General features: G+C 58.2%; 16 protein-coding genes and 2 pseudogenes. 7 read left to right on the top strand and 11 right to left on the bottom strand.

What is annotated here, in order from left to right; translation table 11 throughout:
- Positions 1-75: 75 nt before the first annotated feature.
- The 3 genes from ON14_RS05020 to ON14_RS05030 are packed head-to-tail and all read right to left on the bottom strand — an operon-like array spanning position 76 to position 2,103.
- On the bottom strand, positions 76-852 hold the full coding sequence (locus tag ON14_RS05020; RefSeq protein WP_010203590.1) for an IclR family transcriptional regulator: 777 nt from the start codon (positions 850-852) through the stop codon (positions 76-78).
- A gap of 54 nt (positions 853-906) precedes the next feature.
- Positions 907-1,338 (bottom strand): RbsD/FucU domain-containing protein, encoded by a 432-nt coding sequence (locus ON14_RS05025; protein WP_026037535.1) that lies wholly within the window; start codon positions 1,336-1,338, stop codon positions 907-909.
- Positions 1,339-1,341: 3 nt separating this feature from the next.
- Positions 1,342-2,103: an SDR family NAD(P)-dependent oxidoreductase gene (locus ON14_RS05030; protein ID WP_010203592.1), complete on the bottom strand. Its 762-nt coding sequence runs from the start codon at positions 2,101-2,103 to the stop codon at positions 1,342-1,344.
- Between the two features lie 225 nt (positions 2,104-2,328).
- Here ON14_RS05030 and ON14_RS05035 point away from each other — a divergent pair, with 225 nt between their 5' ends.
- From ON14_RS05035 to ON14_RS05045, 3 genes are read left to right on the top strand one after another with little or no spacing between them, the layout of a single operon-like run.
- Complete coding sequence (locus tag ON14_RS05035) at positions 2,329-3,615, top strand: ABC transporter substrate-binding protein (protein ID WP_010203593.1); 1,287 nt, start codon at positions 2,329-2,331, stop codon at positions 3,613-3,615.
- Positions 3,616-3,646: 31 nt separating this feature from the next.
- On the top strand, positions 3,647-4,552 hold the full coding sequence (locus ON14_RS05040) for a carbohydrate ABC transporter permease (protein ID WP_010203594.1): 906 nt from the start codon (positions 3,647-3,649) through the stop codon (positions 4,550-4,552).
- Complete coding sequence (locus ON14_RS05045) at positions 4,549-5,457, top strand: carbohydrate ABC transporter permease (RefSeq protein WP_010203595.1); 909 nt, start codon at positions 4,549-4,551, stop codon at positions 5,455-5,457. Before ON14_RS05040 ends, ON14_RS05045 begins: the two co-directional genes overlap by 4 nt.
- 47 nt (positions 5,458-5,504) lie before the next feature.
- Here ON14_RS05045 and ispD read toward each other — a convergent pair whose 3' ends face one another.
- Together ispD and ON14_RS05055 are read right to left on the bottom strand one after the other, a co-directional pair.
- Complete coding sequence (gene ispD, locus ON14_RS05050; RefSeq protein WP_010203596.1) at positions 5,505-6,689, bottom strand: 2-C-methyl-D-erythritol 4-phosphate cytidylyltransferase; 1,185 nt, start codon at positions 6,687-6,689, stop codon at positions 5,505-5,507.
- A gap of 95 nt (positions 6,690-6,784) precedes the next feature.
- Positions 6,785-7,266 (bottom strand): annotated as a pseudogene (locus ON14_RS05055) (CarD family transcriptional regulator).
- 101 nt (positions 7,267-7,367) lie between these two features.
- Between ON14_RS05055 and ON14_RS05060 the strand changes: the two are divergent.
- Both ON14_RS05060 and ON14_RS15800 read left to right on the top strand, forming a co-directional pair.
- Positions 7,368-7,655: a hypothetical protein gene (locus ON14_RS05060; RefSeq protein WP_010203597.1), complete on the top strand. Its 288-nt coding sequence runs from the start codon at positions 7,368-7,370 to the stop codon at positions 7,653-7,655.
- A gap of 68 nt (positions 7,656-7,723) precedes the next feature.
- Positions 7,724-7,876, top strand: coding sequence for a hypothetical protein (locus tag ON14_RS15800; protein WP_158000073.1), 153 nt, complete (start codon positions 7,724-7,726; stop codon positions 7,874-7,876).
- 56 nt (positions 7,877-7,932) lie between these two features.
- Here the strand turns inward: ON14_RS15800 and ON14_RS05065 are convergent.
- Together ON14_RS05065 and ON14_RS05070 are read right to left on the bottom strand one after the other, a co-directional pair.
- Positions 7,933-8,612 (bottom strand): annotated as a pseudogene (locus ON14_RS05065) (response regulator).
- The gene (locus ON14_RS05070) at positions 8,612-9,763 is read right to left on the bottom strand and encodes a sensor histidine kinase (RefSeq protein ID WP_010203599.1); all 1,152 of its coding nucleotides are present in this window, start codon (positions 9,761-9,763) and stop codon (positions 8,612-8,614) included. The pseudogene ON14_RS05065 and the gene ON14_RS05070 overlap by 1 nt, the downstream one beginning before the upstream one ends.
- A gap of 167 nt (positions 9,764-9,930) precedes the next feature.
- Between ON14_RS05070 and phoU the strand changes: the two genes are divergently transcribed.
- Positions 9,931-10,584 (top strand): phosphate signaling complex protein PhoU, encoded by a 654-nt coding sequence (gene phoU, locus ON14_RS05075; protein ID WP_010203600.1) that lies wholly within the window; start codon positions 9,931-9,933, stop codon positions 10,582-10,584.
- Positions 10,585-10,714: 130 nt separating this feature from the next.
- Here the strand turns inward: phoU and ON14_RS05080 are convergent, their stop codons facing one another.
- The 4 genes from ON14_RS05080 to ON14_RS05100 form a co-directional block, all read right to left on the bottom strand.
- Positions 10,715-11,458, bottom strand: a complete 744-nt coding sequence (locus ON14_RS05080; RefSeq protein ID WP_010203601.1) for a phosphoglyceromutase — start codon at positions 11,456-11,458, stop codon at positions 10,715-10,717.
- Positions 11,459-11,503: 45 nt separating this feature from the next.
- Complete coding sequence (ygfZ, locus tag ON14_RS05085) at positions 11,504-12,592, bottom strand: CAF17-like 4Fe-4S cluster assembly/insertion protein YgfZ (RefSeq protein WP_010203603.1); 1,089 nt, start codon at positions 12,590-12,592, stop codon at positions 11,504-11,506.
- A complete protein-coding gene (locus ON14_RS05090; protein ID WP_010203604.1) occupies positions 12,561-13,157 on the bottom strand; it encodes an FABP family protein in 597 nt (198 codons plus the stop codon). The genes ygfZ and ON14_RS05090 overlap by 32 nt, the downstream gene beginning before the upstream one ends.
- A gap of 155 nt (positions 13,158-13,312) precedes the next feature.
- Positions 13,313-13,567, bottom strand: coding sequence for a hypothetical protein (locus ON14_RS05100; RefSeq protein WP_010203606.1), 255 nt, complete (start codon positions 13,565-13,567; stop codon positions 13,313-13,315).
- 92 nt (positions 13,568-13,659) lie between these two features.
- On the opposite strand from ON14_RS05100, the gene ON14_RS05105 reads away from it, so the two are divergent.
- A complete protein-coding gene (locus ON14_RS05105) occupies positions 13,660-14,466 on the top strand; it encodes a winged helix-turn-helix domain-containing protein (protein WP_010203609.1) in 807 nt (268 codons plus the stop codon).
- Positions 14,467-14,512: the final 46 nt, after the last annotated feature.

Consider the following 14,512-nt stretch of genomic DNA (forward strand, 5'->3'; position numbering starts at 1 on the left):
GCCGCCTCGTTGGCGGGGATGACCGCAAACGTTGTCTCGCCGAACGAAAGTGAACCGAAAGAAATCGGGCGGAAGCTAGTCCTCCTGAGCGGCAGACGGCTCTTCTTCACGGGGGCGCCAGCCGAGTTCGCGAGAAATCGCGGTCGTCGTACTGAGGAGATCATCGATGTTCTTCACGAGCTCGTCAATATCGGCTTTTTCACGAAACGACGTTATCGAGATGGCGCCAGTAACCCGCTCGTTGTGATCCCAGACCGGAGCAGCGATGCAATTGGAAACGATGTCGAATTCGCCCTCGTCCGTCGCCCAGCCGCGTTCCTTAACCACGTCGAGTCGCTTGAGAAACTCGCTTTTGGTAGTGATGGTGTTCGGTGTGTACCCGGTGAACGTCGCATTCGCCAAGATGCGATCCCGACTGGGAATATCGAGGTTGGCCAGAATCGCTTTGCTGACGCCGGCAGTATGCAGCACCACGAACCCGCCGATTGTGGTGTTAAGGCTGATGCTCTGAACCGGCTCAATTTTGTCGACGTAGACGATATGCCCCTCTTGGGGAACAGCAAACTGAATCGTATGCTTTGTCGCCTCCGAGAGCCGAACTATATAGGGGTGCACGACGGTCCGAAGATCGAACTGATTAATAGCCGACTGGGCGAGCCCGGCAAGGCGGAATCCGACGCCGTAGCGGCCAAAGTCATCCTTGCGAACAAAGCCAGCGGCAGACATCGTTTGCAGAATCCTGAGAGCTGTCGTTCGGTGCACACCAAGCTCTGCCGCAATTTCGCGAAGCTCCCGAGGATGCTCGCTGCAGTATTCGAGGATGTCGATCGCCCTACTCACGGTCTGTGACATCGTTCACCCCATTGCATCATTCGCACACCCTGTGCATTCAGTTAGTTGTCTCTGTCACGATACCGTCGTTTGAGTATTCACCCCAACGGTGACAAGAATGTTGGCGAATCGCCGAGTATCCCCCGTAACGATGCACAACACTAGGTTGTCGCTGCGTACAAGATCGTAAAAATCGTCTCGCTCCAGTAAGTCATGGGGCACGTCACCACCGAGAATCGTCTTTACTTCGGCGCTGACCGGGCTGGCAATCGACTCTGGCGTGAGCATGCTTGTGTAGCGCTCGAACGGCACCATCTGCGTCAGCACCGCGAGCACGTCGGTAGTGAGCGGGGTACCCGCTGTGAAGTTGAGGTAGGCAACCGTGGCACGCTTGCCAGCGATCGTGGCCGCCGCAAAGTGAGCGTCTGCGATCATGATCGTCGACTTATGCCCGGCTGCTGCGAGCGCGCCCAGAATAGGCGGATGGATAATTGGTGCGCTAATCACGCGCTATCCGAAGTACTGCGCGCCGTTGACATCGAGAACGATGCCACTGACGAAGCTTGCAGACGGGCTGGCCAACCACGTAGCGGCCGAGGCGACGTCTTCGGGAGTTCCGGCACGGCCAACGGGAATTGTCGCGATAGTGGCAGCCTTTGAGGCCGCTGAGGTGAAACGGTCGTGGAATGGTGTTGCTTCGATGAATCCCGGAGCAATCGCATTCACTGTCGCGCCGCTGGCACCGAGTTCTTTCGCTAGCCCTCTGGTAAATCCGAAGATGCCCGCTTTGGTAGTTGCATAGGCCGTTGCTCCGGCATGACCACCGTTGCGACCGGCTAGCGAGGCAATATTGATGATTCGCCCGCCATCCGCGTGCATGATCGCCAGAGCGTGTCTAGTGACCAGAAAGAGGCTGTCGAGGTTTACGGCAATGACCTGGTTCCAGAGAGAGTGAGTCATCTCTGCAATGGGCGCCCGCTCTACGAGCCCGCCAACGTTATTGACGAGAATGTTGATCGCGCCGAATTCGGCACCGACTTGGGCAATTGCAGATTCGACATCTGCCTCATTGGTCGCATCAAGTCGAATAGCCAGCGGGGCATACCCCGAGGCGCTTTCCAATTCGTGCAGAAAACTGTCCTCCGGCTTGTGGGAGCGGTAGCTTAAGGCGACACGTGCTCCCTCCGCTGCTAGTCCGACAGCAATTGCGCGACCAATCCCCACGCCGCCTCCGGTTACTAAAGCCGTTGCCCCCTGCAAGATCGTTGCCATTGTGTGCTCTCTTTCTTTTTCATCGGATTGCTAACGAACAGTGCCCCGCGAGTTCGATAAGGTAACCCTGAGTGCACACACTGTGCATTCTACGCACAGAATTGGGTATTGAGGGGAACCCGATTTTGGCTTGACACCCCTCGCGGGGCGCACATAAGATGCACAATGCGTGCGTATGTTGCACAGACATAAGCGCGAATATGCTCATCAGTCAAGGAGGACCGAATGAAACACAGCATTAAACGCACCCTGGCACTCGCCATAGTCGCCGCGGTCAGTTTGTCATCATGTTCAGCGGCATCAACAGACCCCGACCGAGAGACGACGCTGACGATTTGGAACCCGCAAGACAACTGGCGTCAAACCACAGATTTCTACAAAGACAAGATCGCGGAGTTCGAAGAACAGCACCCCAACGTCACCATTAAGTACGTCGACATTCCCTACGGCCAGTACGAGGCTCGCTACACCGCTGGCTTCGCTAGCAAGAGCGATGCTCCGGACATCTTCATGGGTCAGGTTTCCTACTACGGTGGTGCGCTCGGTGTTGCCGGACAAGCTCCAGATGATCTGCAGAAGCTGTGGGAAGAGAATCTCACCCCGCTCACCGCCGGTAACTTCAAAATTGATGGCGAGTGGAGCGGCTATCCAGTTAGCTCCGACCTAGGCATGGAATTGTTCTACAACATCGACCAGTTCGTTGAAGTCGGGCTCGACCCAGAAAGCCCGCCGGAGACCTTCGAGGAGCTCCGCGAGTATGCCGACCTCCTGGCTACTCAAGACTCCGCCGGCGCCGTGACTCGCAACGGGATGGCGCTTCGCTACTCCGGAAACCCGACCGGCATCGTTGACAAGGCACTGCCCTATATCCACGCATTTGGTGGACGCCTGTACGCCGAAGATAATTCAACGGCTGACGGTTATCTCAACAGCGACGAGACCATCGCTGGCGTTCAATACATGCAAGACATGGTGACTGGCGGAGTTTCTAGCTTGCAACTCGGAACGCCCGATGACACCTTCGCCCAAGGGCTCTCGTCGATGACCTTCCGTGAGGGTTGGTACGAAGGCTGGCTCAAGCAAAACGCTCCCGAAGTTAACTTCGGAGTTGTTCCTTACCCCACCGGCGACGCCGGATATCCCAAGGTAAGCCTGCTCTTCAACTGGGGCTGGATGGTCAACGACAACAGCGCAAACAAGGATCTCGCTTGGGACTGGATGCGAGCAATCTCCGATCCGAAGCTCGACCTCGAACTCGCCAAACTTGAAGGCTATATGCCGGTGTGGGCACAGAACTTCGACGACCCCTACGTTGTCGACCGCACTGACTATATTGCCGTTCAGAAGCAGCTCGATGAAGGCGCAGGCCCGGTCTACAACGCGCCGTACACCAATCAAATCGCCACCGCAGTTGGCGCAGCGATCGAACGCGCACTCCAAGGCGCCGACGTTCGAGAGTCCCTCGAAGGGGCCGTGACCGAAGTCAATGAACTGCTCGAGCGAGGCAACTAGGTACCGCACCTAGTTCGAAAGGCTTCACACCATGACAGTCCCCACTCTTGGCAAGCAGAAGAGCTACTCTCGGCGCACCACTATTCGAGCGTTCCTCTTTCTCGCCCCCGCACTGTTCTTCGTCGTCTTGTTGTTTATCATTCCCCTGGGATACAACATTGTGATCAGCTTCTTCGACTGGTCAGTAATCGGACGACGCGAGTTCATCGGAATAGAAAACTACGTTTCCGTTGTGACGAGCGAGCGCTTCATGAACGCCGCAGGCAACACCCTGTACTTCACAGTGCTCGGTGTTCCTGCTGGCGTCATACTTGCGCTGATCGTCGCGCTCGGCTTCAACGCCTTGCTTTGGAAACGCGGATCAGGACTGATTCGGGCCTTGTACTTCGCGCCTGTGGTCGCCTCGCTCACCGCGGTAGCGTTCGTCTGGTTGTGGATCTTCAACCCCGCTTATGGGCTGGCAAACAGCATCCTCGGATTCTTCGGAATTCCCGGGCAGGACTGGCTCACGAGCGACGGCCAAGTAATCCCATCCTTGGCGATCATGTACATCTGGGCTCGCCTCGGATTCAACGTGATCATCCTGGTGGCAGGGCTCAATGGCATTGATCGTTCCTATTACGAAGCGGCCCGGCTCGATGGCGCCGGGCCGTTTCGGATGCTGTGGTCGATCACTCTGCCCCTGCTCAACAAGCAGCTAGTGCTCGTCATCAGCGTCGAAGTGATGAACGCGTTCAAGCTCTTCGAACTCCCGTTCGTCGCGACAAAAGGTGGGCCCGTCGGGTCGAGTCGATCGATGGTGATGGAAATCTATGAGCTGGCCTTCCGCCTTGACCGCTGGGGGGAAGCCGCCGTGTATGTGGTCATCTTCTTCGTCTTCTTGGTTGCGATTACTGCCATTATTCGCAAAATCTTCACAAGGGATATATCAGAATGAGCACCACATCGGTCAAGGATCGCCCAGCGACCACAACGACACTCAAGCCTGCTGCGCCCCGACGACGAAAGGGTTCCTGGCGCTCGGTTCACAATCTGAAGCAAGCAGGGATCTTTATCGCCCTTGCGCTCGGCGGCATCGTGATGACACTGCCTCTCCTTTGGGTGGCCCTATCGTCGCTTAAGGAGCCGTCGGAGATTCTTGAAGTTCCGGTGCGATGGCTGCCAGACAACTTCTTCAACTTCGACAACTACGTCGAGCTTTTCGCGCAATACAACTTCGGTCAGTACATCGCGAACTCGTTTATCGTGACCGGCATCGGCATCGTCACTAGCTTGGTGATCGCCCTTCTGGCCGCCTACGCCTTCGCGTACTATCAATTCCCCTTCAAAGAGCCCATTTTTCTCCTGGTGCTCGCGTTGTTCATGGTTCCGCAAGAGGCACTCGTGATTCCGATGTTCCTCATGGTCTCGGAAGCTGGCCTGACCAACACCTACATCGGCATGGCACTTCCTGACCTCTTTACCGTCCTTGGCGTCTACTTGCTGCGACAGTTCATGGAGGGAATCCCCTACAGCTACGTCGAGGCAGCGCGTGTTGATGGAGCCAGCGAGCTTCGGATCCTTGCGCGGGTCATCACCCCAATGGTTGCTCCGGCGATCGTAGTATTTGTGATCATCAAGTTCATGTTCACGTGGAACACATTCCTGTGGCCGCTGCTCGTGGCTCAGGACGAAGCGATGTATACCGTGACTGTCGGCCTAGTGAACTTTGCTGGCTCTGAGTTCAATCAGTGGAACTTGATCAACGCCGCGACAATGATCAGCATGATCCCCACGATCATCCTCTTCGTCACGCTCCAGCGCTTCCTCGTGAAGGGCGTCGCGCTCAGCGGCATGAAGTAATCCCACTAACGAAAAGGGCCGCACCTCACCGGTGCGGCCCTTTCTCGTTAATAGCTAGTTGTTGGCCCGCACGAGTGCGGTGGCCATCGGGCTACGCCTTCGCCACGCCCGGTGAAACCGAGAGCATCGGTCGTCGTGCCTGCGACACTCACGGGAGCACCAAGAATTCCGCTCAAGAAGGTCTCGGCTTCAGCGCGACGGCGAGAAACGATGGGATGATTGCCCACAATCTGAACCGTCACGTTGCCCACCTGGAAGCCGGCCTGGTGAACCAGACGAACTGCCTCACGCAGGAACACGTCACCGTGGGCCTCAGCGAATTGGGGATCGCTCGTACCAAAGACGCTGCCCAGATCGCCCAGGTTCGCTGCCGAGAGCAGCGCGTCGCAGATCGCATGCGATACGACGTCTCCGTCGCTGTGGCCGCGCAGACCGACTTCTTCTGGCCAGTACAACCCAGCGAGCCACAGTGGCTTGGTCTCGTCGTAGGCATGCACGTCAGTGCCGCTGCCCACTCGGATGTCGAATTCGGTCGAGGTCATAATCAATTGCTCCGCTCGGCGCAGGTCCCACTCGGTCGTAATTTTGAAACCTCGCGCATCGCCAGTAATCACGGTAACCGGATGCCCGGCTGCAGTGACGGCGGCGGCATCGTCGGTGAACTCCTCAGAAGTGCTCTCGTGGGCCGCGACAAGTTGGGCGCGCGGAAAGCCTTGAGGCGTCTGCACTGCGCTGAGGGCAGAGCGATCGACGGTATCCAAGATCTGGCCGTCAGGATCGGTGCGCTTGATGGTGTCGGTCACGGCAAGCCCGGGAAGTGCGCCGGAGCCGGAGGCGCGAACGTGAGCCACTACTGAATCGAAAATGGCGGTGGGGGTAAAGGGTCGCGCGGCATCGTGCACGAGCACGACATCCACGGAAGGCTTCAGCAACAGTAGGGCTGCAGCAACCGACTCTTGACGGGTCGAACCGCCGACGGTGACATCGATATCGCTCGCTACAGCGCCAACGGACTCGACCATCAATTGCCGCGCAGCGTCGACGTAGCCCTCCGGTGCTGTCACAATCAGCTGAACTGGTTCGGACATGGCAAGAACAGGCTCGAGGGCCCAACTCAAGATCGCCCGCCCGGCTACGGTCACGAATGCTTTCGGCTCGCGGTGACCGAGCCTAGTTCCGCTGCCGGCTGCCACGACAATGACAGCGACGCAGGGTTTCTTGTTGGTGCTCATATGCAGCGAGTTGCTCCCCAATGAAGGGCGAAGAGAAACCTCGTCGCCAAACAACCCCAGCCGATTTAGCGGCTAAGAGAAGGCCGAGTTGGCGGCTAAGAAGCAAGAACCTCGTCAAGAACGAGAGATGCCTTGTCTTCGTCAGTCTTTTCTGCGAGCGCGAGCTCGGAGATCAGAATTTGGCGAGCCTTGGCAAGCATGCGCTTTTCTCCAGCAGAGAGACCGCGGTCTTGGTCACGACGCCACAGGTCGCGAACAACTTCAACACCTTGATGACATCGCCAGAGGCAAGCTTCTCGAGGTTGGCCTTGTATCGACGCGACCAGTTGGTTGGTTCTTCAGTGAAAGGTGCACGAAGCACCTCGAACACTGCGTCGAGACCTTCGCGACCGATAACGTCGCGCACACCAACAAGGTCAACGTTCTCGGCAGGAACTTCGATCGTCAGATCGCCCTGCGTGACGTTGAGCTTGAGATAAACCTTCTCTTCGCCCTTAATGGTGCGCTTCTTCACCTCGGTGATAGTTGCGGCACCGTGGTGGGGATAAACGACAGTCTCGCCGACCTCAAACAACATGAATAGTGGTCCTCTCGAAGAAAACCCAGTTTACCACAGATAGGGCATGGTAAGGGTTGCCTAACTAAACCCTCCGGCGTGGCTATCGATAGTATGGCTCTGTGACAGTACGCAACCGCGCAGCACGCGCCGCAACCTCCGCCCTCATCGCCGGCGCTCTCCTTGTGGGCACCGCTGGTTGTTCTTTCCTCACGCCGATCGCCACGCTCAACAAGTACGACCCGAGCGATGGCATCAGCACCTCCGTTGGTGAGCTGAAGGTGCGCAACGTTCTTGCCGTCAGCAGCGAAGACAATTCGGCCGTGAGCCTCGTGATCCGATCGTCAACACGAGCTCGTCTAGCGGAAGCCTCAATCTTCAGTACGAATCTGTCGACGGCGAACGCGTAGACATCTCGAAGCCCCTCTCGGCCAACGAGGTCAAGAGCTACGGCAACACTGTCGAGGCGTCCACAATCGTGATCACTGACGCCGGCGTCGCTGCAGGCCAGCTGTTCCCGCTGTACGTTCAGTACGGCGACGAGAGCGGCAAAGAGCTGTTGGTTCCGGTCATCTCTGGCGACAACAAGATCTACGCCGACCTAGCGCCAGCTAGCGCACTCAGCGAGTAACGCTAGCTCCCGGCCGTGCACGTCGGCCGTCGCTCAGTCGCCAGTCGCTCGGCCGCTTAGTCTTCGAAGCGGTAGCCAAGTCCGCGCACTGTAACGAGCATTGTGGGCTGTGACGGTGTCTTCTCAATCTTCGAACGGATGCGCTTGATGTGCACATCCAGCGTCTTGGTATCCCCGAAGTAGTCAGCGCCCCATACTCGATCGATGAGCTGGCCCCGCGTGAGCACCCGGCCACCATTGCGCAACAACAGCTCGAGAAGTTCGAACTCTTGAGCGGCATGCTCACATCGGCGCCATCAACGGTGACCGTGTGACGCTCCACATCCATGCGCACGCTTCCGGCTTCCAGAACTGATTCGTGTTCGTCAACGTCTTCAGTGCGGCGACGAAGAACCGCGCGGATGCGAGCCAAAAGTTCACGAGTGGAATATGGCTTCGTGACATAGTCATCCGCTCCCAGCTCAAGACCGACCACGATGTCCACTTCGCTGTCTTTGGCTGTAAGCATGATGATGGGAACGTTGGAGCGGGTGCGAATTTCTCGGCACACCTCAGTGCCTGAGAGCGCGGGCAGCATGAGGTCAAGAAGAATTACGTCTGCGCCGTTGCGGTCGAACTCAGCAAGCGCCGCGAGCCCGTCTTCAGCAATTGTCGTTTCGTAGCCTTCACGCTCCAGCAAGAATGCGAGAGGTTCGCTGAGCGATGGCTCATCTTCGACAATAAGAATTCGGGTCATTACTTATCTCCAATTGCATTGGTGGCGTTGGTGTCAATTTCGGGCAGTCGAATCGTGAATGTTGAACCCTGGCCGAGCTGCGACCACACGCGAATGTCGCCACCGTGGTTTTGCACAACGTGCTTGGCGATGCTCAAACCGAGTCCGCTGCCGCCGGTGTGCCTGCTGCGCGCGGGATCGCTGCGGTAGAAGCGTTCGAAGACGCGGTCGAGTTCGTCTTCGGGAATCCCGAGTCCTTGATCGGTGACGGAGATCTCGATGGCCCCCGCCTTTCGACGGACCCCGATGCCTACCCGGGTGTTTTCGGGTGAGTACTGCACAGCGTTCGAGATGAGATTGTCGAGGGCGAGCACGAGCAGTGTTTCGTCGCCGAAGACTTCGACACCGCTTTCGCCGCCGCGCACCAGACTGACGCGACTGAGGTCGGCGACGACACGGTTCTGATCGACGGCGACCGTGAGCACGTGGTCAATGTCAACGGGTTCCGCCTCTGCTAGCCCGTCAGCGGACTGCAATCGCGAGAGCTCAATGATCTCTTGGGTGATGCGCGCAAGCCGCTGAGACTCCTTTGTGAGCCTCTTGGCGAAGCGGGTGACCTGTTCAGGCTCGTCAGAGGCGCTCACGAGCGCTTCGGCAAGCAACCCGACGGCACCGATCGGCGTTTTGAGCTCGTGACTAATATTCGCCACGAAGTCACGGCGAACACTTTCCAGGCGATAGGACTCCGTGCGATCTTCGGCCAACAAGAGAACATATCGTGTGCCGAGGCGGGCCACACGAACAAAAAGATAAATGTTGGCGTCACCAAAAGGGCCGCGCGACAGGTGCACTTCTTGAGCTATTGGCTCGCCGGTTCGTCTGACTTGGTCGACGAACTCGACCAGTTCTGGATGCACGAGCGCATGATTCCACACGAGGCCGTAGGTGAGGGCGGCGTGCGAGGCCTTCATGATGTTGTTCGAAGGGTCGAGCACGATTCCCGCAGATTCCAAGGCATCGATGACCTGATCTACGCCGTCGGGAACAGCGGAGGCGACCACGTGAGCCGCCCGCTGACCGCGTCGAGCGGCCGCATAAATGATGAGGGACATACCGCCACCGAGAATTACGCCAAAGGCGAGGGCGGCTGGCACGAGCCAAGCAGAGTCCATAGCGACTAGATTAGTAACATCTGAGGCGTCCGCTTGCCGCCGGTTCGCGACGAGTGCTCACTTCAGATAAAGTTCAGGCCGCCAACACCTGTTGTTAACCTAACGCGGGCAGGGTGGCCTAAGCCGTGCGGGCTTCGTCATGCCCGTATCGAAGGGACGTAGATAGCGTGCGCGAAGTATTTCAACAAGAACTACGCGAGGTTCAAGACCGCCTCGTCGAAATTGCCAGCCTTGTGGCGGTCTCAATTGAGAACGCCACTCAAGCATTCAATGAATCAGATGTGTCGCTCGCCGAAACGGTGATCGCAGATGACGATGAAATTGATGTCGCGGCTGCCGAACTCGACGAACTGGCGATCAACATCCTCGCTCGTCAACAACCAGTCGCCCGCGACTTGAGAATTGTGGTGAGCGCTCTGCGCATCAGCGCTTCTCTCGAGCGCATGGGTGACATGGCTGAGCACATCGCTCAGTTGGCTCGTTACCGGTTCCCCGACAAGGTGGTGCCCAAGTCTTTGCGGGGCACATTCGCCGAACTCGGTGCGCTCGATGTAGCGGTCGCCAAAAAGCTCGTCGAGCTGCTCAAGCATGAAGACGTGCGCATTGCCGAAGAGATTCGCAATGACGACGACAAGATCGACGCGCTGCACTTGAGCGTGTTCGACAAGGTGCTCGGTGAGACCTGGAAGGGTGCAGCGGTCGATACCGTGGATGCCACTCTGGCGTCGCGCTACCACGAGCGTTTTGCCGATCACGCAGTCTCCATCGCCAAGAAGGTTCAGTACTTGGCTACTGGTGACTGGGTTCCGACCGACGACTAAGCACCTCACAACTCACCGTCTCACCGCGGCGAGTTGAGGTGGCGCTCAGCAGCCACCACACAAGAAGCCCCGACGAGATTTCTCTCAGCGGGGCTTCTTGCGTGTGAGCTGACGCTCGTGAACTAGTGCGTTACTTCTTGCCCTGTGATGCCACAGCAGCCGCACCGGCTTCTGCCGCCTCGGGGTCGAGGTAGTACGCAGGCTTGATCGGCATGAAGTTGTCGTCGAGCTCGTAGACCAGGGGAATTCCGGTCGGGATGTTGAGGCTCGCGATAGCGTCATCCGAAATGCCATCAAGGTGCTTCACGAGCGCGCGCAGCGAGTTGCCGTGAGCGGTGACGAGCACAGTCTTACCTTCAGCGAGATCCTTCGTGATGTCGGATTCCCAGTAGGGCAACATGCGGTCGATGACGATCTTGAGGCTTTCAGTGCGAGGCACTTCGCCGTCGATACCAACGTAGCGACGCTCGTGGGCCTGGCTATATTCAGCGTCGTCGGCAAGCTCGGGCGGCGGAACGTCGAAGCTGCGGCGCCAGGTCATGAACTTCTCTTCGCCAAACTCTTCGAGAGTCTGGGCCTTGTCTTTGCCCTGGAGCGCACCGTAGTGACGCTCGTTGAGTCGCCAGGAGCGCTTCACGGGCAACCAGTCGAGGTCAGCGACCTGCAGCGCAATGTTTGCGGTGTGGATGGCACGCTTCAGCAGCGAAGTGTACTGAACATCGGGCTGCTTCTCGAACGCGGCGATAAGTTCGCCGGCCCGCGTTGCTTCAGCGCGGCCTTGATCGGTGAGCCCAACATCCACCCATCCTGTGAAAAGGTTTTTCTGGTTCCATTCGGAGTTGCCGTGGCGCAACAAAATCAGGGTGTGAGTCATACCTCAAGCGTACCGAGAACACGCGGCGATCGCGTGCGCGTGACGTTAACGCTTGACGGCACCGAGTCGAGGAAGGCGCGGCACGTTGGCTTCGGCTCCAGCATCTGGGGGCACGATCACTTCTTGCGCAGCCGCAATTTCCCCCACGTCGGAGGCGACTGCCAGCGTTTCGGCGGCATCTACTCCGCGTTTAACGATGGCGAGGGCGATCGGGCCGAGTTCAAAGTGGCGGGCCGATGCGGTGACAGTTCCCACAACTTTTTCGCCGAGCGACACCTCTGCGCCCGGCGCCGGCAGCGCACCCTCTGAACCGTCGAGGTGCAGCATGACGAGTCGACGTGGCGGATGACCGAGATTGTGCACTTTGGCGACAGTCTCTTGGCCGCGGTAGCAGCCCTTGTTGAGATGCACTGCTGAGCGCATCCAGTCAAGTTCGTGCGGAATGCTGCGGTCATCGACTTCGCTACTGAAGTGGGGTCGCCAGGCGGCAATGCGTAGTGCTTCGAATGCGAGCGAACCGGAGGCGGCATGACCGCTCAGGTCGGCATCGATCGCGACGAGCGATTCGCGGTAATTCCAGGAGGCACCGGGGTGGTTCTCGGCGCTCGAATACTGGTGGCCACCGCGCGTGACAGCGGCCCACGAGTCACTCCACACGAGCGGAAAACCATGAGACTCAGCTACCGGGATGGCCAAATCGCCAAAGCTGCCGATAGTGAGAAAATCGTCGCTGCGATCAGCGATTTCTACGCGAAGCATGAATCGCATGCGGTCGAGCCATGCGGCGAGAGCTTGCCGCTGAGAACCATCAACGAGCAGCCACAGCGTTTCGGAGTCATCGATTACTCGCATCGCGTGCTCGATTCGCCCATTCGGGCTCAGAAGGAGCGTCTCTGCGCTCTCCCCCGGCTGCAGTCCGCTCAACGCTTGTGATGTCAGCGAGTCAAGCCACGTGAGCCTATCGGGACCGGTGATCGTGATTACGGCACGATCAGCGAGTTCGACGACGGATTGCCCCTCAGCCAGCAAACGCTGCTCGCCGAAAGGGTTGCCGTAGTGCTCGGGAGGCTCGCCAACTGCACCCGGTCGAGAAGTAAAAGTGCTATTCGACACGAGCAAGCCGTCCTGACGCATGGTTTCGAAGGTCTTGGCCAAAGGCGGCGATATCCCACGCCCATAGCAGGTGAGCATCTACCAGTCCGTAGAGCCGTGTTGCTGCCGTGTACTCCTTAGCGCTTTCGGTGCGCATCACGGCGTCAGTTGCGAGATCGATGCGGGGGCCAGCGACCTCACCGAGATAGATTTCGCTGATGCCACCCGGATGCACGATCGACACTTCGATCTCGAACCCGCCAGAGGGCGAGCGCAAGGTTTCAACCTCCTCGGCCGTCGTATACGGCGGCGCACCTACCGAAGGTAGTAGGCCGGGGCCTGGATCGCCATCGGTCGCGGGCCGACGCAGACTCCAATAACCCGTCTCTGTCACATGAGGGGTCTGGTTCTCGTCAAGCAACCACGTATAGGAGCTGTAGTTGAGGTGAGGAAGACCGTCATGCGTAAAACTGATGCGCTGACCGAATTCGATGCTGCGCGACTCTTCACCAATGGTGTAATCAACAACACCAGTGCCCTCCCACAGGCCAATGAGCCAAGAGAGTGGGGCGAGTTCGGCGGGGCCGGAGGTGTCTAGTTCGATCACAACTCGGCGCGGTTAGCGCTGACCGCGGAACAGGTTATAGACCACAACAACCGACACGTAGCCGATCGACAGCGTCGCGAGACCCAGAAGGCCGACGAAGAAAAGCTCAAGAGCGAGAAGCATGTACTGATCCTATCTTGTGCGGCCCAAGCGCACTAAATGAAAGCGAAAATTGCTGTCGCCGCAGCCACGACAGCGAGCGACCCCACGATGCTGGCTGTCGCCCGCGCCACGAAGCGTTCTTTGCGATGAATGAGGATCTGAATGACAAACGTCAACACGACGGCACCGGCGAGAGTAATCGCGAGCCACGTTACGCGCATGTCAGCAGTCGCCAATATGCCGATAATTATTGCGCCCGCAAGACTCAACAACCACACGGGAACAACGCTCCATTTTTGCCAAGTCATACCACCATCGTAGCTAGCTCAAGCGACGCAGCACGCGTTCACGGGCTCTCGAATCGATGGGTAGAATACTTTTCACGCAGTGGGGAGGCCAAATGGCACACATCTTGATGCTTAGCTCTGCGCCCAATGCTGATCCATTGCCCGCCCTGGGCTTGCTCAGTCATATGGTCGAAGTGGTCGTTGCTGCGCCCGCAACTCTCGTTGCATCACCAACAACCGACCTCATTATTGTTGACGCCACGACAAACCTTGCCGCGGCCAAAGGTCTCTGCAATGTGCTCTACACGAGCGGCATATCTTGCCCACTCTTCGTGGTCGTGAACGATGGCGGATTCGCTGCGATCAACGACCAATGGCACCTCGACGACCTCCTCGTTGCGGCCGCTGGCCCCGCCGAAGTGGATGCCCGCATTCGTCTGGCCCTGGCTCGCCGCGAAGGTGAGAGTTCGTCATCGAAGATCCGCGCATCCGGAATCGTTATTGACGAAGCTAGCTACTCGGCAAAGGCGAAAGACCGCTCGCTCGACCTCACTTTTAAAGAGTTTGAGCTATTGCGCTTTTTGGCCTCGCACCCCACCCACGTATTCACTCGCGAGCAGCTACTCAGCGAAGTGTGGGGCTACGACTACTTCGGCGGAACCCGCACCGTTGACGTGCATGTCCGTCGCTTGCGCGCCAAACTCGGCGATCTGGAATCGCTCATTGGAACCGTGCGCAACGTCGGCTACTGCTTCAACATTGCCGAAGAAGTAGAGAAGCCGTCAACAATTTTGACTCAGAACACGGCGACAGCTGCCATCTCGGCCACTCCCGACGCCAATGACTCCGCGAGCGCAGCGGGTACGGCCACGGACACCGCTGACGCCGTCGATGCCGTGCAGCACTCGCTCGCGGGCTAGCGCACGCCAACCCTCAACAGTCCCGCGGTTTTTTGCTAAACAGCAC

Source organism: Salinibacterium sp. PAMC 21357 (genome assembly GCF_000247645.1).
Lineage (GTDB): Bacteria > Actinomycetota > Actinomycetes > Actinomycetales > Microbacteriaceae > Rhodoglobus.